Genomic DNA, 21,394 nt, shown 5'->3' with positions numbered 1-21,394 from the left:
CATTACCAGCGGCCTGCGCCTTGCCTGGCCCGCTTTAAGGCGACAACGCGGCGGGGAAATTCAGTGAGAACGCCCCCTCAGGCCGTTAACAATTGTAAGCGCGAACTTATTTCAGAACAGCAAGTGCAGCTTCGTAGTTAGGTTCGTCAGCAATTTCCTTGACCAGTTCGCTGTACAGAACGTTGTCGTTTTCATCCAGTACAACCACGGCACGTGCGGTCAGGCCTTTGAGTGGGCCATCAGCGATTGCCACACCGTAGTTCTCGATGAATTCAGCACCGCGCAGTGTCGACAGGTTCTGGACGTTTTCCAGTCCTTCGGCGCCGCAGAAACGTGCTTGGGCGAACGGCAGGTCAGCGGAGATGCACAGCACGACAGTGTTGGCGACATCATTGGCCTGGGCGTTGAACTTGCGCACCGAGGTCGCGCAGGTCGGAGTGTCTACGCTTGGGAAAATGTTCAGCACTTTGCGCTTGCCGGCCAGGCTGGCCAGGGTCACGTCGGACAGATTACCGGCCACCAGGGAGAAGGCTGGCGCCTTGGAACCGGCTTGTGGCAGTTGACCGTTGACTTGAACCGGGGAGCCTTTGAGGGTGACTTGAGCCATGAACTGAGTCCTTCTGAACGTTGATAGAGAGAATTCGACGAGGCAGAAGTTAACCATGAAATGGGCCGGCGACCTATGCCCAGATACAAATTGTGAAGTTCTGTCGAATGAATTGGATACAACTTCTGCCGCTGGACATTTTCGTGGCTCACCCTGTCGATTTGGATGGCCGCCATACGACTACTCGTGAATCCAACCAACCCTGCGGAGAAAAGCCATGCGATTCATGATCATTGTAAAAGCCAGCACCGACTCAGAGGCGGGAGTACTGCCCAGCGAAGAACTGATGACCGCCATGGGCAACTACAACGAGGAACTGGCCAAGGCCGGCATCCTCATCGATTGCGACGGCCTGCAGCCCAGCAGCAAAGGTGCCCGCGTGCGTTTCTCGGGTGAGCAGCGCACGGTGATCGACGGGCCGTTCGCGCAAACCAGGGAGCTGATCGCCGGCTACTGGATCTGGGAAGTGAAGTCGAAGCAGGAAGCCATCGACTGGGTCAAGCGCTGCCCTAACCCGATGCCGGGCACCGACGCCGAGATCGAGATACGCCCGGTGTACTCGGCGGAAGATTTCGGTGAGGAGTTCACCCCTGAATTGCGTGAGCAGGAAGAAAGAGTGCGGGCTCAGGTCAAGAAGTCCTGAAGCGGGACTCTGGAAATCGCCCACGCGACCCTCAGCACCATGACCACCCCTGTGGCTCGGCGGCTTGCTCCCGCCACGTCGCGAAGCGTCCTCAATAAGTACGCATGCAATGCAACAGAGAAATCCGGTTAGCTAAATGCTTCGCGACTGCAAGGCAGTCGAGCGGAGTGATGTCGCGCACGTGATACCGCCATCGCGAGCAAGCCCGCTCCCACCAGGTCCCGTGTACACCAGAGATCGAATGTGGGAACGAGCCTGCTCGCGATGAGGCCATCAGCCCCGATACATTACTTGGACTTGAGCTTCAGGTAAGACTGATGCAGATCCGCAGCCCAACCATCGAGAACGCCTTTGACGTCATCGGCTTTCATGACCTGGGAATCGTTTTCCAGCGGTTTACCGGTGCCTTTGCGCACCACCTGGGCGATTACGTGGTTGTCGCTGCCATCAAGAAACACCGCTTCAGTGGCCAGGTCGGTTTCCTGATCACGAATACCGCTGGCCGTGCTGACCGCTGCGGCGACCAGTGCGATCGGGATCACTTCATACGGCTTGAGGCCTTCGGTCGAGCTGCTGACGGCAGTGATGGCGGCACGCACCACGATCACACCAGGACCTGGGCCTGTGGCCAATGGCAAGGATTTGCCGATTTCACGCTTGAGGGCTTGATCGTAGTAGCTGGTAATACCGTTGAGGGTTGCCTGAGGGATTTTCACGGTTGGCTGAGGCTTTGGATAAAGCTGGGTCGGCTCGATGTAAACGCTGTTGAACTTGTTGACGTCCAGCTTGGGATCTATCCAGCGCATCACCGTGGCACCTGACGGTGACTCGGTTTCCTTGAGTTGGCTGTAATCTTTGAGAAAGCCCGAGTACTGGTCGGGTTCAACAACTTTGCTGGCACAGCCTACAACTCCGATCGAGGCAATGCACAGCGTGCTCATCATTAACGCTAGCTTCATGCGGTAACGCCTGTAAGTAAGCGCACAACATTACGGGTAAGAGTGTTACAGGTATAGACACAGCAACAGATGTTGTACGAAAAATCACCCTGGCTGTTTAACGGCGTACGTACGCCTACAACCGTTATTTGACGGTCGCCGGTCATCCGGCAAAGCTGCACTGAGCTTGAACGCGCGTCTGAAGGCAAACGCGCATGGGCTGCAGAAGTCGGGCCCAGCCGCAACCGGTCGCACTGGCGCCAGCGAAGACGGTCGATAAGCAGCAGTGTCAGGGCTGTCACAGCGAGCAGGTCAAGGATTGGCCAGGAACGAACGCCGTTGTTGACGCCGTGGTTGAGTGATCCGGTGAAAGCGGTACGCATCGCCACCGCACGGGATCTGCTCAGTGCTTCTCGCGATGGATTGGGCAGCGCGCAGGTCAGTTGGGGGCACCTTCGTCTCAAGACTGAAAAACCATATCAGCGAGCGGCAAAACGCCGCAGATGTGCCTTTTAATCTGATCCGTATAAATGACGTTTTTCTGAGTCTGTTTTGTTTCGGGCAGGGTTTCTACAGTGCAGGACCTGTCAGGCCGGGTGGCCTGGCACTACTTTGCAACCGTGGAAGCAATGACCATGAGCACAGCAACAACCGGCCAGGCCTATAACTACAAGGTCGTGCGCCAATTCATCGTGGCAACCATCGTCTGGGGTGTCGTGGGGATGGCGATGGGGGTGTGGATCGCCTCGCAACTGGTGTGGCCCGAGATGAACCTCGACCTGCCATGGACCACCTTCGGCCGCCTGCGACCGCTGCACACCAGCCTGGTGATTTTCGGTTTCGCCGGCAGCGCACAATTCGCCGCCAGTTATTACGCCGTGCAGCGCACCTGCCAGGTACGCCTGTTTTCAGACAAGCTGGCGGCGTTCACATTCTGGGGCTGGCAATCGGTGATCGTGGTCATGCTGGTCAGCCTTCCCCTGGGCTACACCACCACCAAGGAATACGCCGAAATCGAATTCACCGGCGCGGTATGGATGACCGTAGTCTGGGTCGCGTACGCCATTGTGTTCTTCACCACCGTGGTCCAGCGCAAGACCAAACACATCTACGTAGGTAACTGGTTCTTCGGCGCCTTCATCGTGGTCATTGCCATGTTGCACGTGGTCAATCACCTGTCGATTCCGGTGGACTGGTTCAAGTCCTACCCGGTGTATGCCGGGGCCACCGACGCCATGGTCCAGTGGTGGTACGGGCATAACGCGGTGGGCTTTTTCCTGACCACTGGATTCCTCGGGATGATGTATTACTTCGTGCCCAAGCAAGTGAACCGTCCCGTGTACTCCTATCGGTTATCGATCGTGCACTTCTGGGCGCTGATCACCTTGTACATCTGGGCCGGTCCGCACCACCTGCATTACACCGCACTACCGGACTGGGCGCAGTCGCTGGGCATGGCGATGTCGCTGATCCTGCTGGCACCAAGTTGGGGCGGGATGATCAACGGAATGATGACGCTGTCAGGCGCCTGGCATAAGTTGCGCACCGACCCGATCCTGCGTTTTCTAGTGCTGTCCCTGGCCTTCTACGGTATGTCGACCTTTGAAGGGCCGATGATGGCGATCAAGACTGTCAACGCCCTCTCCCACTACACCGACTGGACCATCGGCCACGTGCACGCCGGCGCACTGGGCTGGGTCGCTATGATCACCTTTGGCGCCGTTTATCACATGGTCCCGAAGGTCTTCGGGCGCGAGCAAATGCACAGCACGCCGCTGATCAATACGCACTTCTGGCTCGCAACCATCGGCACGGTGTTGTACATCGCCTCGATGTGGGTCAACGGTATTACCCAAGGCTTGATGTGGCGCGCGATCAATGACGACGGCACATTGACCTACTCGTTCGTCGAGGCGTTGCAGGCCAGTCATCCGGGGTTCGTTGTGCGGTTTGTCGGTGGCGTGTTCTTCCTCAGCGGCATGCTGCTGATGGCTTACAACGTGTGGCGCACGGTGCGGGTCGCCGATGTGGCGATGGCTGAACGCGAAGCGCAGATTGCCTGAAGGGAGCAACCGCAATGTTCGAGCTGATGATGAATGGCGTAGCGGTGATCGCGCTCTGGCTGGCGGTCGAGTATTGCTTCAAGCGCCAGACCGCGCAAAGCCTGGAGGATGCGAGCCTGATTCCGTTTGCCGATGACCCGGAGGTGGCGCGGCGGGTGGAAATGGCGACCGGGTTGAAAGTGAAAGCGGTCGCGCCGGAAGAGGTGAAACCAGGCTGGATCAACCTCGATATCTAATCCACCACGCCCCCCTGTAGGAGCTGAGCTTGGTCCGGGCGGCGTTCCGACGATGGCGGTGTGTCAGTCGAAATCTCTTTAACTGATACACCGTCATCGCGAGCAAGCTCAGCTCCTACAGGAGAGGTGTTTTATCTGGGAATTCAGCCACGTTCGCGAGGAATCAGGCTCTGCAGTTGCTGCGCCAAAAAGTCAGCATCGAAAGCGAACGTATCCGGGTCTTTCAAGCCATTGGTCTTGCGCCATTGCCAGCTAGCGGACGGTGGCAGGCAGACCAGCGAAATGCTGCCGTAGCGCGCGGCCGTCAGGCCCATGACCGCCAAAGAAATCTGACCGCCCGTGCCCATGACGTCCGGGACGAATTCCACAGGCTTGCCGGCGATGACAATGCTGAGTTTTTCAGTCTTGAAAATCGACGTTTCGACCGGAACGCTTGGCCCAAAGGCAACGTACGCTTCGCGTTTGACTTCCAGCAGGTTCGGCGTCTGAACCGGTTCCAGCCATTGCTGGATCTGATCGAACAGTTCACCAATGCGCGTTGCCCACACAGCCGATTGCGACTCAAACAGTTGTTTCTTGTGCGCTTCGCTTTCTGCGTATTGGCGAAGCATCTCACCCAGTTGCTTTACGTCGTCCATTGCCGTGTTCCTTTGGTTGAAGCAGTGCTGCGGACTTTGAGCATGGCAGATGCGCGCTACCGATGTTTGACTAAAAGCCTGAACGGCATTTTGCGATGGATCTGAATGTCGATCCACGGCACTCTGGTTTTCTCCAAACCCACAGGAATACACCATGCACACCATCGGCCTTATCGGCGGCATGAGCTGGGAATCCAGCGCCGAGTATTACCGTCTGATCAACCAAGAGGTTCGCGACCGGCTGGGGCCATTGCGTTCGGCAAAACTGCTCATGCACAGCGTCGATTTCGGCCCGGTCGAACAGGCCCAGCATGCGGGGCGCTGGGACGATGCGGCGGCGATTCTGGTGGACGCGGCACAACGGCTGCAAGCGGGTGGCGCTGAGTGCGTGGTGCTGTGTACCAACACCATGCACAAGGTCGCCGGGCAGATTCAGGACGCTATCAGTATTCCGTTTCTGCACATCGCCGATCCGGTTGGCCGGGCTGCCGTCAACATGGGCGCACTGAAGGTTGGTTTGTTGGGCACGGCGTTCACCATGGAGCAGGACTTCCTCAAGGATCGCCTGATCGCTCAAGGGCTGAGTGTGCTGGTACCAGAGACAGATGAGCGCCAGGCCGTGCACCGGATCATCTATGACGAGTTGTGCGTCGGCGTGATCAGCGAGGCCTCACGCAAGGTCTATCAACAGGTGATTGAATCCCTCACCCGACGTGGGGCGCAGGCCATCATCCTTGGCTGCACCGAAATCGGTCTGCTGATCAAACCCGAACACAGCGCCCTGCCCTTGCTCGACACCACCGAACTGCATGCACAGGCGGCGGTGGCGTTTGCATTGGGCGACTGAATCAATGGGTGCCAGGCATGTGACGCAGGCGCGCCATGCTCAAGGCATCCACATAGACGCCGTCACGCACGGCGTAGTCGCGCAACGAGCCTTCGGTCTCGAAGCCGAACTTGCGATACAAGCCGATAGCCGCTTCGTTATCGCTGTAGACCGAAAGCTCGACTCGTCGCAGGTTCATCCAGTTGTCGGCGATATCCAGCGCAGCAGTCAGCAGTTTTGTGCCGATGCCTTTGCCTTGCCACGCCGACGCGACACCCATGCCGAGGCTGCCCGCATGGCTGCGCCGAATCCGCGAGTACTGTTCAAGGCCGAGATTGCCGATGACCGTGCCCTGATGCAGCGCAACCAGCTGCACCACGCGCTCATTGTCCGACGCCAGGCGCTTGCGCCAGACGTCGACGGTCTGAAACGGCATCTGCAGCACCTGGCGCGTGACCACCGGGTCGTTGTAGAGGGCGGTAATGCCGTCGAGGTGCGTTTCGTTGAAGCGTTCGAGGGTGATGACGGAGTCGGAAAGCGACATGGGTGATTCATCCTTGATGCAGACATGGCTGCTTACTCTATAACGCCATCGTCGACTGTGGCGAGATCCAATGTGGGAGCTAGCCTGCTGGCGATTAGCGGTGTGTCAGGCAACATGGATATCGACTGGCAGACCGTAATCGCTAGCAGGCTAGCTCCCACAGGGGTGTTGTGTTCAGGCTTGGAACCATTCACGTCGTTCGTTGAAGGTGTTCTCGATCAGCTCGACGAGCATCTGCACATCAGGCTGTCCTCGCGACTCGGTATTGACCGCCATCCATACCTGGCGCTCCATCGGTTGTTCGAACAACCCGGGCAATGCGACCAGCCCTCGGTCAAGCTGGCTCAAGTAGTGCGGCACGAGCCCGATGCAGGCGCTGGAGCGGATCATCTCCAGCATCAGCTCGTAGGCGTGCACGCGCACCACTGCAGCCAGGCGTTGATCCACCAGGCTGTTCCAGGGATTGAACGCATCGAGCTGACGGTCGTGCTGCCATTGCACCAATAAAAAGTCGGCCAGGTCATCAAGACTTTCCGGCCTGGCCGCGACCCGCGAATAGCGCTTGGAGATGTGCGGTACGTAGCCCAGTCGTGCCAGACGCTGCGGCTCACCGACGTTAAAACTGGGCCCGGGCAGCGGCGAGTCGGTGCCCGCCAGCCACACCACCACATCGGCACTGATCGCTTGCAGTGACAGCTCGCTATCCAGAGTGACGATATCCAGTCGAACGCTGGCGTTACGCCGTACCAGCGAGATCAGGTCGCGGCCGAGAATGTCATGCAGGATCGGTTCGGCCACGGCCAGACGTATCAGGGGCTGCTCGATCACCGGCAAGTCGCGCTCATGGGCCAAGGCGATCAAGTGCGCCTGAAACTCCAAACCATCGCGACTCAACGACACGCCATTGTCCGAGGGATTGAACAGCGAACACTGCAGCTGCGTTTCCAGCTGCGCCAGTTGCTTGCGCAATTGGGTCGCCTTGATGTTAAGGCTGCGAGCCGCTTGCGTGAAACAGCCACAACGGGCGCTGACCCGGAAAGACCGCGCCAGCACGGGATCAATGTGGCGGGCGCGGGTGGTTTCGATCGTTGGCATCGCTGACTCCCTGTCGATCTGTCGGTGAAAGCTTCATCTTGCGCACTATTGATGAATTCACTGTGACAGGTGGGGGCATCAACGCATCAGGCGCTGGGGGTTTGTCTAAAGCTCACGGCCAGGCGATTCCAGCTGTTGATCGCGGTGACGGCAACGGTCAGGTCGACCATTTCGCTTTCATTGAACTGCTCACGGGCCTGGGCGTAGACATCGTCCGGCACGTGGCTTTGCGAGAGTAAGGTCACCGCTTCGGTCCAGGCCAGTGCGGCGCGCTCGCGGGGATTGAAGAAACCGCTGTCGCGCCAGACCACGATTGAATACAGCCGGCGATCGGCCTCCCCCAAACGCCGGGCGTCTACCGAATGCATGTCAGTGCAGAACGCGCAGCCATTGAGCTGCGAGGCACGGATCTTGATCAGGTGCAGCAAGGGCTGTTCGATACTCAGGTTACTGGTCAGCGCTTCCATGGCGATCATGGCTTTCATCGCTTTGGGTGATGCGCTGTAGTAATCCAGACGGGAATTCATGGCGAGCCTCGAGTATCGATGGATACGCTTTACGGTAGGCGCTCAAGGAGGACGATTACAGGTCCAATTATGCGAAAAAACCGTGGACCACCCTGGCCTCAGACCAATCCTCGGTTTTTCGCCCACGCAACTACTGCGCGAGCCCTCATGCAGGTAATCTGGCGCGACGCACACGCGCTCAACAGCCCCGGGAGCCCCGCCGGTATGGAACTTCATGTTGTCATCAATGGCCGCAAGGACCTCACCGGCCAGCTCTATACACAGCTGCGTAGCGCCATTGAATCCGGGCGCCTGGCCGCCGGGACACAACTGCCTCCCAGCCGTTTGCTGGCGGAACAACTGGGTATTTCGCGCAAGACCATTTCTGATACCTACGCGCAACTGACGTACGAAAACTTCCTCACCGGCGTGATCGGCAAAGGCACCTACGTCAACGCCAGACCGTCAAAAATCACCCGCAAACAAAGCCACTCGGAACTGGCCAGTGCCGAGGTCATCGAGTCATGGCGCAACCTCCCGGTATTTTTGCGTCATCCGACGCTGGAAGGTTCGTTGCGCTACGACTTTATCGGCGGCGCCACCAGCAAGGGCCAGTTTCCCCAGGACGACTGGCGTCGCTGCACCTCCCATGCCTTGCGCCAGATGGCCGGCTCCAAGGGTTTGTACAGCCTGCCTGAAGGTTTGCCGGCGCTGCGCAATGCGATTGCCCGGCACATTGCGTTTTCTCGCGGGGTCAATTGCCAGGACGAAGACGTGGTGGTGTGCAACGGCGCGCAACAGGCGCTGGACTTGATCTCTCGGGTAATGACTCGCCCCGGCAGCATTGTGGCCATGGAAGACCCCGGCTACCCGCCTGCCCGCCTGTTGTTTGGCAGCCACGGCGCTACCGTGATCGGCGTGCCGGTAGATGCCGAGGGTATCCAGGTGGACAAGATTCCGCTGGGAACGCGACTGATTTATGTGACGCCGTCTCACCAGTTCCCGCTGGGTATTCCGATGAGCCAGGAGCGGCGGATCGCGTTGCTCGAACGGGCCTATGAGCTGGGTGCAATCATCATCGAGGACGATTACGACAGTGAATTTCGTTACGAAGGCCGACCTACCGACTCGCTGCAAAGCATGGATGAGCGGGGCATCGTCGCTTACGTCGGGACATTCTCGAAAACCCTGTTGCCGGAACTGCGCCTCGGTTACGCCATTTTGCCACCGGCGATTCTTGAAGCGGTGATCCGCGCCAAGCAATTGACCGATCTGCACACGTCCACCCTGCCCCAATGGGCGCTGGCCAAGTTCATCGCCGAAGGCTGCCTGCTCAAGCACATTCGACGTTGCCATACGATTTATGCCGGGCGGCGCGAGCGGATTCTCACGCGCGTGGCCACCGACCTTTCTCCTTGGCTGGAGGCGGTGCCTTCCACGGCAGGTTTCCACATGGTGGTTATGTGCAAAGTGCCTATCGATATGCATTTGCTGATCGAACTGGCCAAAAAAGTTGAAGTCGGGCTCTATTCGATTGAAGGCTTTTATTATCAGCAAGCGCCACAGGCCGGACTTCTCATGGGGTTCGGGGCCATCGAAACCCTGGACATCGACACCGCCCTGGACCGCTTGCGCGACATTTTGCAGCAACTGGCCTGACGCATTGGTGTGGGGGTTTATCCGGCGATTGGCTATTGGTGGTCCGGGGGTGCAAGCCTATCCTGCATAGGCGTTATCCCTCAGTGAGCAGGATTCGTCCGGCCTGATTCAGGAGTGTGAGCAATGTCCAATGATGTGATCAACACCGTACAGGTGCAGGCCGCCCCCGGCCGAACGGAAGAGCTGGGCAAGCAACTGCAAAAAATTGTCGAAACCCTGCGCGAACTTCCGGGCTGTGATTCCTATATGGTCGACCGCTGCCCAGAGGACAGTAACCGCTGGAGCGTCAGTGCACGCTGGCAATCGGAAGCGGCCATGCAATCGCATTTCAACTGCCCTGAAGTCCAGGGTTTTATCGGGCTGATTGACAGCCAACTGGCCAATGCCGTGGATTTCAACAGTTTTCCGATTCGCTGAAAACAAGATCAAAAGATCGCAGCGAGCCGCAGCTCCTACGTGGAATATGTTCCCCCGTAGGAGCTGCGGCACGCTGCGATCTTTTGATCTTCTTGATGGATTGGTCACCTGACCTTCCAGAAAATTGGCCGTTTGTTTGCCATCGCTTGCGGACTAATGTGGTTTACGACAACTACTCTGCGCAGGTGATAAACCATGAAAGCTTTGCGTTTCTGTACCGCCTCCCTCGCCGCCCTGGCGCTGACTGTTTCTGCTGCGGCTTTCGCCCATGAAGGCGAACCTTCGGAAAAAGTCACCGTGTTGCAGGACCAACTGCTGAAAAACGTTCCCGGCAAGAAAGCAATGATGATCGAGGTCGACTACGAGCCCGGCCAATCGTCCATTGCCCACAAACACCAAGGCACCGCGATGGCGTATGTCCTTTCCGGAGAAATAACCTCACAAGTGAAGGGCGAAAAAGCGATCACCTACAAGGCCGGTGAATACTGGTATGAGCCGGCGGGCTCGGAGCATCTGGTCTCGAAAAATGCCAGTGCCACCCAGCCTGCGAAGTTGCTGGTGTTCATGGTGTTGTCGCCGGATGAGAAAGTGCTGATCCCCTTGAAAAACTGATAGCTGAGCACCGATGTATAAATAAAAAGGCCCGAATGACAACTTCGGGCCTTTTTATTTCTCAACGCTATTAATCAGTGCGGGTTAAGCCAAACAAAACTATTCATTTCCCGATATAAGCCGCTAGTGCCTGTTTCATTAGGGAACGACAGGTTTAGTCTAAAACCTGATGCCGGCCACTACCGGCGCTCTTAACTTGCCGACTCAGGTTGTTTCACTGGAGTAACACCATGAAACGTGCACTTGCCAGTACCTTTGTAATAACCATTGCTTTAACCGGCTGCTCAATTCCCACGGCGCCAACGGCGGTGTCGTCGCTCGATGGCATTTTCACTCAACCGGTTGGCCGCAGCAGTGCGACCCAGGTTGCCAGCGGTGCGAATGTGTCTCTGGGTATCGTCTATAGCCGAAACACCCAGACCAATCGCGCCTATCTGCAGGATTACCGGGCCAACGCCGGCACCGGTTTCGGCCAAAGTCTGCTGGTGCAGCCCATCCACGACGCCTACGTGGCCACCTCCAAGCCGGATCTGGCAGTGGACTGGGTCAAGGCTTCGTTGCAGCGTCAGTTCGGCTCAGTGACGGTGTACCCGGACATGCAAAGCCTCAAAGCCGCGAAACCTGATGTGGTCGCCGTTGTGGACAGCCGCAGCCAGTTAATCACTTCGCGCAGTTCGGATATCAGTGCCGATGTGAGTGCAGACTTCTATGACGCCAACTTCAATTACATTGGCACCGCAAAAGGTCATGACGCCAAAGAGCTAAGTCCAGTGTGGGCAGATTTTAAACGCAGCGAAGAGATCGTCGCCGACATTAACGAACAACAGAATGTGCAAGTTCGCGCACTGCAAAAATTTGACCAGTCGCTCAGTAATTTATTGACCAGGCCGACAAGTAATGTATCGATGGTTGATAATCAAACGGATCAGAAGTTGTATTGAGGCGGATGGCCTCTTCGCGGGCAAGCCTTGCTCCTACAGGGGTTAGTGTTGTTCGCAAATAACGTGATCACCCGTCAATTTTGTAGGAGCAAGGCTTGCCCGCGAAGAGGCCCGCCCAGACACAATAAACCCCTGAGGCAAAAAAAGCCCCCGCATCTCTCGACACGGGGGCTTTTTCATTCAGCGCCTATCAGGCCGCTGGTTCCAGCTCCGCCGGGACAGTGGCAATGGCAGGCACTACCGCTTGCCCGCTCAATGCCAGGTCCAGCAACTCACGGTTGGCTACCGCGTACATGGCGTAATCAGTGCCGCTGGCGGCACGGATTTCCACCAGCATGGCACGCCAGCGTTCGATCATGCCGTCGTGCTGCTCCATCCATAGCGCCAGACGGGTTTCCACATCCTGGGTGCCGTCGCCCTGTTGCAGGACCGAGATGGTGATCGCACGTTGCTGCCAGTCGACGTCATCGCGGAACGCTTCACGGGCCAGGGCTTGCCAGTTGTTTTCAACCGGCAGGGCACTGATCTGTTGCAGGTACCAGGTGATGTCCAGCGCGCTGCCCACAGCGAAGTAAGCCTTCGCCACGTCGGCTGCGTTCTGGCCGGTCACATCGGCGGCCTCGATGATTGGCAGTAAGGTGTACAGGTGAGTGGTGCCTGCAACCATGCGCGCCAGCAACTCAGGTACGCCAGCGGCGACGTAAGCCTGGTAGCGGGTTTGCCAGCCTTCGCGAGTCGGGCCTTCCAGCAGTTCGTCGAGCTTGAGGCCCAGCGCTGCGAGATGTGGACCGAAATGCGCGACGTCACGGGCAGCGTTCTGCTCGTTGCGACGGCTGCGCAAGAACCAGCGCGTTGCACGACGACCCAGACGCATCAACTCGTCCATCAGCTCCAGTTGAACGTCGGCCGACACCTGGTAATCCAGGGCTTCGATCTGACGGAACCAGTGCGGAAGGTGGAAGATGTCACGCACGATCACGTAAGCGCCAGCTACGTTCGCCGGGCTCATGCCGGTCGACTCTTTGAGTCGCTGAACGAAGGTGATGCCCATGTGGTTGACCAGGTCGTTGGCGATCTGGGTGCTGACGATCTCGCGCTTCAGACGGTGACGGCGCATGGCTTCGGAGAACTTGCTCACCAGGCTTGGCGGGAAAGCGGTTTCCATGTCGCGCGTCAGGTAGTCGTCGTCCGGCACCAGGGAGTTGAGCAGCTGCTCCTTGAGGTCGATCTTGCTGTAGGAGATCAGTACCGACAACTCGGCACGGGTCAGGCCGTGACCTTCCGCGACGCGTTCGTTGATAGCCTCTTCAGCCGGCAGGAACTCAATGGCGCGATCGAGCTTGCCGCGGCTTTCCAGATCGTTCATCAGACGCTTGTATTCGGCAATACGCGGCAAGGCGCGACGGGCCGCCAGGGACAGCGCCTGGGTCTGCTTGTAGTTGTTGCCGAGCACCAGATTGCCCACTTCGTCGGTCATGCTCGCCAGCAACTGGTTACGTTGCTTGTCGGTCATGTCACCGGCCTGAACCACTTCGTTCAGCAGGATCTTGATGTTTACTTCGTGGTCGGAGCAGTCCACACCACCGGCGTTGTCGATGAAGTCGGTGTTGGAGCCGCCGCCATTGAGGCCGAATTCGACACGACCCAGCTGGGTCATACCGAGGTTACCGCCCTCGCCCACGACTTTGCAGCGCAGTTCGTTGCCGTTGACGCGCAGTGCATCGTTGGCCTTGTCGCCGACATCAGCGTGGCTTTCGGTGCTGGCCTTGACGTACGTACCGATGCCGCCGTTCCACAACAGGTCCACCGGCGCCTTAAGCAAGGCATTCAGCAGTTCGGTCGGGGTCAGCTTGTCAGCCTGGATGTCGAAGCGTTCTTTCATCTGCGGGGAAATCGCGATGCTTTTCGCGCTGCGCGAGAAGATACCGCCGCCTTCGGACATGATGCTGGTGTCGTAATCCGACCACGCCGAACGCGGCAGATCGAACAGGCGCTGACGTTCGGCGAAGCTGTTCGCCGGCTGCGGATTCGGGTCGATGAAGATGTGCAGGTGGTTGAATGCAGCGACCAGTTGCAGAGTTTCCGACATCAACAAGCCGTTACCAAACACGTCACCGGCCATGTCACCGACGCCGACCACCGTGATGCTGTCTTTCTGAACATTGATGCCACGTTCACGGAAGTGACGTTGTACGCCAACCCACGCGCCCTTGGCGGTGATGCCCATTTTCTTGTGGTCGTAACCGGCGGAACCACCGGACGCGAACGCGTCGCCCAGCCAGAAACCGTAGTCGATGGCAATGCCGTTGGCGATGTCGGAGAAGGTCGCAGTGCCTTTGTCCGCGGCCACTACCAGGTACGGGTCATCGTCGTCGTGGCGAACCACATTCAACGGTGGAACCAGTGCGCCGTCCTTCAGGTTGTCGGTAATGTCCAACAGGCCCGAAATGAAGATGCGGTAGCAGGCGATGCCTTCGGCCGCGATCTCGTCCCGGCTGCCGCCCAGTGGCAGGCGACGCGGCAGGAAACCGCCCTTCGCGCCGACTGGCACGATGACCGAGTTCTTCACTTGCTGGGCTTTTACCAGGCCCAGGACTTCGGTACGGAAGTCTTCTTCACGGTCGGACCAGCGCAGGCCGCCGCGCGCAACGTTGCCGAAGCGCAGGTGCACGCCTTCGACGCGTGGCGAGTAGACGAAGATTTCGAACTTCGGAACCGGCTTCGGCAGCTCTGGAATCTGGTGCGGATTGAACTTGAAGCTGAAGTAGGACTTGTTCTGACCGTTGGCATCGGTCTGGTAGAAGTTGGTCCGCAGCGTGGCCTTGATCAGGTCCAGGTAGCGACGCAGGATGCGGTCTTCGTTCAACACCTGGACGTCGTCCAGTGCGGTGACGATGGCTTGCTCCAGACGTTGTTGCTTGTCTTCCAGATCATCGCTGGTGAGCTTGCGCGCCAGGTAGAAACGGGTCTTGAACAACCGGGTCAGCTCGCGAGCGATGTCGGTGTGGTTGTTCAGGGTGCTGGCAATGTAGCCCAGGTCGAAGCCAAGACGAATCTGCTTCATGTAGCGCGCGTAGGCACGCAGCAACGCCACATCGCGCCATGGCAGGCCGGCAGTCAGCACCAGCCGGTTGAACGCATCGTTCTCGGCATCGCCACGCACGATGTGGACGAAGGCGTCCTGCAAGGTGTCGTTGAGCTGCTGGATGTCGAGTTCCAGGCCTTCAGCGGCGGTGAACGCGAAATCGTGAATCCAGAACTCGCGACCATTGTTGTGACGCAGGCGATACGGGAATTCACCCAAGACGCGCAGGCCGAGGTTTTCCAGGATCGGCAACACATCGGACAAGGCCAGCGGGGTATCGGCGTGGTACAGCTTGCAGTGCAATTCGCGCTTGCCGGACACCTGACCCAATGGCTGATAAAAACTCATCACCAGTGGATTTTTTTCGTTCAGGCTCAGCAGGTGCTGCATGTCGACCACAGCCGAATGCGCGGCGAACCGCTCGCGGTAGCCGGCCGGGAAGCCTTTCGGGAAGTCAGCCAGCACGTTGGTGCCGTGGGCTTCACCGAAGCTTTCGACAACCAGGCTCGCGTAGTCGTCCTGCCAGCTGCGGCAGGCCTGCACCACTTCTTTTTCCAGCAATACGGGGTCGATATCCAGGCGATTCTTCGGATCGACACGCAGGATCAACTGCACGCGAGCCAGCACGGATTCGGAGAAGAAGGTCCAGAACTCGCAGTCCGAGGCTTTCAGGCGATCCATCAGCACTTGCTGGATCTTCTGGCGCACTTCGGTGGAGTAGATGTCGCGCGGCACGTAGGCCAGGCAGTAGCAGAAACGACCGTACGGGTCTTTGCGCAGGAACACGCGAATCTTGTTGCGTTCCTGGATCTGCACGATCGACATCACGGTGGTGAACAGTTCGTCGACCGGGGTCTGGAACAGGTCGTCACGCGGCAGCACTTCGACTACCTGTGCCAGTTCCTTGCCCAGGTGAGCCTTGGCCTGGAAGCCGGAACGGCGTTCGATTTCCTCGACCTTGCGGCGGATGTACGGGATAACCCGCACGCTCTCGCCATACACCGAGGAGGTGTACAGGCCCATGAAACGGCATTCCTTGATGACTTTGCCGTCGGCGTCGATTTCGCGAATCGACACGTAGTCAGGGTAAGCCGGACGGTGTACACGGCTGGGGTGTGCGGCCTTGGCGAACGACAGCAGGGTCGGCTCGCGCAGGTAATTCACGGCGTAATCTTCGATGCGCAGGTCATCGTAGGTCAGGCCGGTGCGCAGCAGTTTGGTCAGACCAAGGAAGGAATCCTGGTCGTAGACGATGTGGCCGCCGTCGGCTTCATCGCGCACCACGAATTCTTCATAGCCGAGGAAGGTGAAGTGGTTGCCCACCAGCCATTCCAGGAAGCTTTTGATTTCGGCTTTTTCTTCTGGATCAACCTTGAACTGGCTGTTGTCCAGACCGGTGAGGATTTCCTGCACCTTTTCTTTCATCGGCTCGAAATCGGCGACCGCAACGCGGACTTCACCCAGAACCTGTTCCAGTTCCTTGCTCAGGACATTCAGCTCGGCCGCGTTGGCACAACGGTCGATTTCCAGGTACATCAGGGATTCTTGCAGGATCCCTTCGCCCTGAGTGCCTTTCGGCAGGATTTCCAGCAACTCGCCCTTGCTGCCGCGACGCACGCTCAGCACGGTGGTTTGCAGGGTATGAATGCTATAGCCGCGACGGTTCAGCTCGGTACGCACCGAGTCGACCAGGAACGGCAGGTCGTGGTGCAGCACTTCGACCGCCGTGTGGGTCGACTGCCAGCCGTGGCGTTCGTAATCAGGGTTGTAGACGCGCACTTGCGATTGCGCGTGATCGAAGCGCTCAAGCAGGCGCCACGCAGAAAGGGTACAGCCAGCAAGGTCGGACAACCGACGCTGCGTCAGCTCGTCAAGGGAAATGATGCCGAAAAATTGTTCAGCGAACAGCGCCACTTGTGGCAGTGCCTGTTCACTGATGTGCTGCGCCAGTGCCGCTTGCAGTTGGTGCTGGAAGTCGGCTTTGCTGGCTGCGGTGAAGAACGCCATCTGTGGTACTCCGCTTGGGCTTGTTATTGATGGAAGCGTCGCGTGTAACACCCCTTTCGGGGCGATCCGTCACCCTGTTCCTGATTCTCGGGCAGAGGAAACAGGGAGACAGGTGGGTGAAGCTGGACGAGACACTCAGGTCACATTCACCTTCCATGAATGGGCATCTGCAAAAACGCCTGGGCGATCGATTGCGCAAGGTTTTTACGGGTATCCATTCGATGCGCAGCTTACCCAGTGCGGCAAGGCCCGTGCTTGCGGTGCTGCGACATATTCGGTCATCGGTATGCAGCTCAAGCTGCATGCATCGAACAACACTAGCAGCCATGTTGAAAATTGGACGTTTTATGCCCGGTTATGCCGCATTTGCGTCCTGAATATGACCCGCTAGACCCTGGATGTTCACGACCTAATCTCAGACACTCAACCGAGCATAAATTCCCGCGTACTGGCAGAATCGCCGTTTGTTCGTCTTCAAAGCGCTCGTTGAGCCAGGAATTTCCCATGCAAATGACCACCTCCCTCTTGATCGTCAACCCATGCGATGACGAAGAAGACAACATGGCCATGCTCGCCTGCCACAGCGATCAGGGCGATATGTTCCTGATGACCCGCTACCCGGACGAGGACGAACTGGAGATTACCCTCGACGGCGAACCGTCCACCCTCGACGGCGTAAAAGTCACCCTCAGCCCTACCCGCCTGCTGATCGAGATTGCCGCGGCGGATGCGGATGCGTTGAATGGCGATGATTCGCTGGAAATTACTCACAGCACGGATGCCGGCGATCTGGCGGAAGTGGAAGAAACCTTGCAGAACATTCTCAAGGGGACGGGGACTTATATCAGCGAGCTGGTCTGACAGCTCCAAGAATGATCGTCCGCTGAGCCGATTCCCGGAAGCCTGCAGTTTCTTGACAATAAATAAGCCCACTGGCATTGTCTGACAACCTGATCTGCGAGCCACACTTCTCATGCTTCAGCTACAGCGCCCCGACTCCCTGGTTGAACGAGTGGTCAATGCCATCCGCGAAGAAATCGAATCCGGCCGGCTGACTGCCGAATCGCGCCTGCCCACCGAACAACAATTGACCGAACAGTTGAATGTCAGCCGCTCGGTGGTGCGTGAGGCCGTGGCTCAGCTCAAGGCTGATGGCATCCTGGTCAGCCGCCGGGGTCTGGGCTCTTTCATTTCCCAGAATCCCAGCGGCACGGTGTTTCGGTTTCCCAGCCAGAAAGGCCGCAAGCCAGACCTGGTGCAGTTGTTCGAAATGCGCCTGTGGACCGAAACCCAGGCCGCGTCCATCGCCGCGCAGCGCCGTGACGAAGCGGACCTGCTGCGCATGCGCACCGCCTTGCAGGAAATGCATGACAACCGCAGCGACTTCGCCGCAGCGGCCCTGGCCGACGTCGAGTTCCACCGGGCGATTGCCGACGCCAGCAAGAATGACTATTTCGTCGCGTTCCACGATTTCCTGCGCGGCCAACTGGCGGAAGCCCGACGTACCGCCTGGGAAAACTCCGCAGCGCACTCAGTGGGCGGCTCCGCCGATGCTGGACGCGAGCACCAGGCGCTGTACGACGCCATTGCGGCAGGAGACCGTCACCAAGCGGCCGCCTGTGCTGAAGCGCACCTGCGCGCAGCTGCCAAACGCCTGAAGATTGACCTTCCCAGCATCGACTGATTTCCGGCTGCACCGAGGACGCTGCGATCGAGCGTCTTTTTTACCAATTACTTTGTCTGACAACCTGATAAGCAGACTCTCTGCCAGCAATTCAAGGTGACACCTGCATGATCTATGACTATTGCATCATCGGCGGCGGCATCGTCGGCCTCGCCACCGCCATGGCGCTGCTCGAACGCCAGCCCGGCGCCTCCTTAGTGATCCTGGAAAAGGAACCGATGCTCGCGCAACACCAGACCGGGCATAACAGCGGCGTGATCCACGCCGGCATCTACTACGCCCCTGGCAGCCTCAAGGCCGACCTGTGCAAACGCGGCGCGGAAGCGACCAAGGCGTTCTGCACCGAGCACCAGATCAAATTCGACGTCTGCGGCAAGTTGCTGGTGGCCTCGACACCGCTGGAAGTCAGCCGCATGCATGCCCTGTATGAGCGCTCGAAACAGAACGGTTTGAAAGTCGAGCAACTGGATGCCACCGAACTGCGCCGCCGCGAACCGAACATCGTCGGTCTCGGCGGCTTGTTTCTCGATGCCACCGGGATTGTCGACTATCGCCAGGTGTGCCAGGCCATGGCCCGGGTAATCGAGGCCGCGGGCGGCGAAATCCACCTGCAGACCAGCGTCACTGCGATCCGCGAGAGCGCCGACAGCGTCACCGTCAGCAGCCTCGACCAGGTCTGGCAGGCCCGGCAACTGGTGGCGTGCGCCGGTTTGCAGTCCGACCGGCTGGCGAGAATGGCTGGGGTCAAGATCGACCATCAGATCATTCCGTTTCGTGGCGAGTACTACCGCCTGCCAGCGTCCAGAAACGAGATCGTCAACCACCTGATCTACCCGATTCCCGACCCGGAGCTGCCGTTCCTCGGGGTGCACCTCACACGGATGATCGATGGCAGCGTCACGGTCGGCCCCAATGCCGTACTCGGCCTGGGTAGGGAGAACTACCGCAAGTTTTCGATCAACTGGCGCGACGTCGCCGAGTACGCGGGCTTTCCGGGCTTCTGGAAAACCATCTGGAACAACCTCGGCTCCGGCACCACGGAAATGAAGAACTCGTTGTTCAAACGCGGCTACCTGGAGCAGTGCCGCAAGTACTGCCCATCGCTGGAAGTCGATGACCTGCTGCCCTATGAAGCCGGAATCCGCGCCCAGGCGGTGATGCGCGACGGCACCCTGGTGCACGACTTTTTGTTCGCCGAGACGCCGCGCATGGTGCACGTGTGCAATGCCCCCTCACCGGCCGCGACCTCGGCCATTCCAATCGGCCAGATGATCGCCGAGAAAATTCTTACCAGTCGCTGAACCCCGCTGCACGGGTGCCATCACCCTTAAAAATAACTACAAAGACCAAAGGAAATCATCGATGTCTGTACATCAAGCGGCCCCGACCGCCCCGGAAACTCCGCTCCAAAAGCAAAAACGCCTGCGCAAGGTGGCTGCCGCAACAATTTTCGGCTCAATGCTGGAGTGGTATGACTTCTATCTGTACGCCACCATGGCGGCGATTGTCTTCTCGAAGATCTTCTTTGATCCGAGCAATCCGGCGGTCGCATCACTGCTGGCCTTCTCGACCTTTGCCATCGGTTTCATCGCCCGCCCGTTTGGCGGCATCCTGTTCGGCTACCTGGGCGACCGTTTCGGCCGCAAGCAAGTGCTGGTCATCACCTTCTGCATGATGGGCGTGTGCACCACCCTGATCGGACTGATCCCCAGCTACGCCTCGATTGGCATCTGGGCACCGATCATCCTGGTGCTGGTGCGGATCATCCAGGGTCTGGGCGCGGGTGCCGAACTCTCCGGCGCAGCCGTCACGTCCTACGAGCATGCCAGCGAAGGCAAGCGCGGCAGCCAGGGCGCCTGGCCTGCCTTGGGCCTGAACCTGGGCTTGCTGCTGTCGTCGCTGACCGTCTACGTGCTGACCATGAATGGCAACGAGTTTCTGTTGTCCGGCGGTTGGCGCATTCCGTTCATCTGCAGCATCGTGCTGGTGGGTGTTGGCCTGTGGGTTCGTCGCAGCATTCCGGAAACCCCGCAATTCAAGGAACTCGACACGACCGCCGCCAAAGAACAGGTATCGCCGCTTAAACTGCTGTTCAGGAATGACATGAAGGGCCTGGTGGTGGTGCTGTTCGTGGCGATTGGCTACAACGCCCTGAGCTATATCTTCAAAACCTTTTCCCTGGCCTACCTGACCCAATTCAAAGGTGTCGAAGCCCACGTCACCGCGTTGTCGGTCACCATCGCCAGCCTGGTGGCAATCGTTGCCGTGCCGTGCTTCGGCTGGCTCTGCGACAAGTGGAGCAGCAAGAAGGTACTGATGCTCGGCGGTGTGTGCTCAGCGCTGTTCGCCTATCCGTTCCTGACCCTGCTCAACACCGGCGAGCCGCTGATGATCTATCTGGCCATCGCCATCGGCACCGGGATTCTCGCCCCCATGATGTTTGCCCCCCAAGGCTCGTTCCTTAGCCGCCAGTTTCCGACCCAGACCCGCTCTTCGGGGTTTGGTACCGGTCGTGAAGTCGGTACAGCGATCGCCGGTGGTCTGGCGCCTCTGGGCGGTCTGGCGCTGGTGGCGAATTCGGCGACCCATTCCACCGATGGTGTGGCGGTGATTCTGCTGATTTCGGGGGTGCTGGTAGTGGTTTTTGCGTTGTTTGACCAAGGGCGCAAGCACTCCAGCTTCAAGAACTAACGTTTGTGATGGCAGCGGGCGCCTATCTATTTCTGTGGTAGCGACCGCTGATGGTTTGCGACCATTTACGGCGGGTTACTTTGAAGTGGCTGCGCGCCCCAGCGCGAAGTACCCCGTCGTGAAAGCAGAATCACTTGAGGCCGCAATGGCAGAAATGGACGACGATCTTTTGATCTTTACTCTGCCGCGCCTATCAATATCT

The 21,394-nt window shown here is 58.6% G+C and carries 19 protein-coding genes; 12 read left to right on the top strand and 7 right to left on the bottom strand.

Annotated elements, in window-relative coordinates; genetic code table 11:
* Positions 1-106 precede the first annotated feature (106 nt).
* Complete coding sequence (tpx, locus tag GBC55_RS05410; RefSeq protein WP_162436725.1) at positions 107-607, bottom strand: thiol peroxidase; 501 nt, start codon at positions 605-607, stop codon at positions 107-109.
* A gap of 217 nt (positions 608-824) precedes the next feature.
* Here tpx and GBC55_RS05405 point away from each other — a divergent pair, with 217 nt between their 5' ends.
* Entirely contained in the window at positions 825-1,250 is a 426-nt protein-coding gene (locus GBC55_RS05405; protein WP_162436726.1) for a YciI family protein, read from the top strand.
* Between the two features lie 287 nt (positions 1,251-1,537).
* Here the strand turns inward: GBC55_RS05405 and GBC55_RS05400 are convergent, their stop codons facing one another.
* Entirely contained in the window at positions 1,538-2,209 is a 672-nt protein-coding gene (locus GBC55_RS05400) for a DUF3313 domain-containing protein (protein ID WP_162436727.1), read from the bottom strand.
* Positions 2,210-2,823: 614 nt separating this feature from the next.
* Here GBC55_RS05400 and ccoN point away from each other — a divergent pair.
* Positions 2,824-4,251 carry a cytochrome-c oxidase, cbb3-type subunit I gene (ccoN, locus tag GBC55_RS05395; protein WP_162436728.1) on the top strand — a complete coding sequence of 476 codons (1,428 nt, stop codon included), beginning with the start codon at positions 2,824-2,826 and terminating at the stop codon, positions 4,249-4,251.
* Positions 4,252-4,265: 14 nt separating this feature from the next.
* A complete protein-coding gene (locus GBC55_RS05390) occupies positions 4,266-4,487 on the top strand; it encodes a cbb3-type cytochrome c oxidase subunit 3 (protein WP_162436729.1) in 222 nt (73 codons plus the stop codon).
* A gap of 143 nt (positions 4,488-4,630) precedes the next feature.
* Here the strand turns inward: GBC55_RS05390 and GBC55_RS05385 are convergent, their stop codons facing one another.
* Entirely contained in the window at positions 4,631-5,125 is a 495-nt protein-coding gene (locus GBC55_RS05385; RefSeq protein WP_162436730.1) for a hypothetical protein, read from the bottom strand.
* Positions 5,126-5,279: 154 nt separating this feature from the next.
* Between GBC55_RS05385 and GBC55_RS05380 the strand changes: the two genes are divergently transcribed.
* The gene (locus GBC55_RS05380; protein ID WP_162436731.1) at positions 5,280-5,972 is read left to right on the top strand and encodes an aspartate/glutamate racemase family protein; all 693 of its coding nucleotides are present in this window, start codon (positions 5,280-5,282) and stop codon (positions 5,970-5,972) included.
* 1 nt (position 5,973) lies between these two features.
* Here the strand turns inward: GBC55_RS05380 and GBC55_RS05375 are convergent, their stop codons facing one another.
* The 3 genes from GBC55_RS05375 to GBC55_RS05365 all read right to left on the bottom strand — a co-directional run bounded on the left by GBC55_RS05375 (position 5,974) and on the right by GBC55_RS05365 (position 8,117).
* Positions 5,974-6,495 (bottom strand): GNAT family N-acetyltransferase, encoded by a 522-nt coding sequence (locus tag GBC55_RS05375; protein ID WP_162436732.1) that lies wholly within the window; start codon positions 6,493-6,495, stop codon positions 5,974-5,976.
* Positions 6,496-6,669: 174 nt separating this feature from the next.
* Entirely contained in the window at positions 6,670-7,590 is a 921-nt protein-coding gene (locus GBC55_RS05370; RefSeq protein WP_162436733.1) for a LysR family transcriptional regulator, read from the bottom strand.
* Between the two features lie 86 nt (positions 7,591-7,676).
* On the bottom strand, positions 7,677-8,117 hold the full coding sequence (locus GBC55_RS05365; protein WP_162436734.1) for a carboxymuconolactone decarboxylase family protein: 441 nt from the start codon (positions 8,115-8,117) through the stop codon (positions 7,677-7,679).
* A gap of 204 nt (positions 8,118-8,321) precedes the next feature.
* On the opposite strand from GBC55_RS05365, the gene GBC55_RS05360 reads away from it, so the two are divergent.
* From GBC55_RS05360 to GBC55_RS05345, 4 genes are all read left to right on the top strand, one after another.
* Positions 8,322-9,755, top strand: a complete 1,434-nt coding sequence (locus GBC55_RS05360) for a PLP-dependent aminotransferase family protein (protein WP_162436735.1) — start codon at positions 8,322-8,324, stop codon at positions 9,753-9,755.
* A 123-nt stretch (positions 9,756-9,878) separates the two neighbouring features.
* Positions 9,879-10,172 (top strand): antibiotic biosynthesis monooxygenase family protein, encoded by a 294-nt coding sequence (locus GBC55_RS05355; protein WP_162436736.1) that lies wholly within the window; start codon positions 9,879-9,881, stop codon positions 10,170-10,172.
* 195 nt (positions 10,173-10,367) lie between these two features.
* Complete coding sequence (locus GBC55_RS05350; protein WP_162436737.1) at positions 10,368-10,784, top strand: cupin domain-containing protein; 417 nt, start codon at positions 10,368-10,370, stop codon at positions 10,782-10,784.
* Positions 10,785-11,014: 230 nt separating this feature from the next.
* Positions 11,015-11,725, top strand: coding sequence for an ATPase (locus GBC55_RS05345; protein ID WP_162436738.1), 711 nt, complete (start codon positions 11,015-11,017; stop codon positions 11,723-11,725).
* Positions 11,726-11,915: 190 nt separating this feature from the next.
* On the opposite strand, the gene GBC55_RS05340 is transcribed toward GBC55_RS05345, so the two are convergent.
* Positions 11,916-16,817 carry an NAD-glutamate dehydrogenase gene (locus GBC55_RS05340; protein WP_162436739.1) on the bottom strand — a complete coding sequence of 1,634 codons (4,902 nt, stop codon included), beginning with the start codon at positions 16,815-16,817 and terminating at the stop codon, positions 11,916-11,918.
* A 504-nt stretch (positions 16,818-17,321) separates the two neighbouring features.
* Here GBC55_RS05340 and GBC55_RS05335 point away from each other — a divergent pair.
* From GBC55_RS05335 to GBC55_RS05320, 4 genes are all read left to right on the top strand, one after another.
* Entirely contained in the window at positions 17,322-17,678 is a 357-nt protein-coding gene (locus GBC55_RS05335) for a hypothetical protein (protein ID WP_162436740.1), read from the top strand.
* A 112-nt stretch (positions 17,679-17,790) separates the two neighbouring features.
* Positions 17,791-18,501: a FadR/GntR family transcriptional regulator gene (locus GBC55_RS05330; protein WP_162436741.1), complete on the top strand. Its 711-nt coding sequence runs from the start codon at positions 17,791-17,793 to the stop codon at positions 18,499-18,501.
* 107 nt (positions 18,502-18,608) lie between these two features.
* Positions 18,609-19,802 carry an L-2-hydroxyglutarate oxidase gene (gene lhgO / locus GBC55_RS05325; RefSeq protein WP_162436742.1) on the top strand — a complete coding sequence of 398 codons (1,194 nt, stop codon included), beginning with the start codon at positions 18,609-18,611 and terminating at the stop codon, positions 19,800-19,802.
* A gap of 61 nt (positions 19,803-19,863) precedes the next feature.
* Positions 19,864-21,192 (top strand): MFS transporter, encoded by a 1,329-nt coding sequence (locus GBC55_RS05320; protein WP_162436743.1) that lies wholly within the window; start codon positions 19,864-19,866, stop codon positions 21,190-21,192.
* The last annotated feature ends 202 nt before the right edge of the window (positions 21,193-21,394 follow it).

This window comes from Pseudomonas sp. TNT3 (assembly GCF_010095445.2).
Taxonomy (GTDB): Bacteria; Pseudomonadota; Gammaproteobacteria; order Pseudomonadales; family Pseudomonadaceae; genus Aquipseudomonas.
The sequence above is the reverse complement of the archived record's forward strand: the minus strand, read 5'-3'. Positions and strand labels throughout refer to the sequence as shown.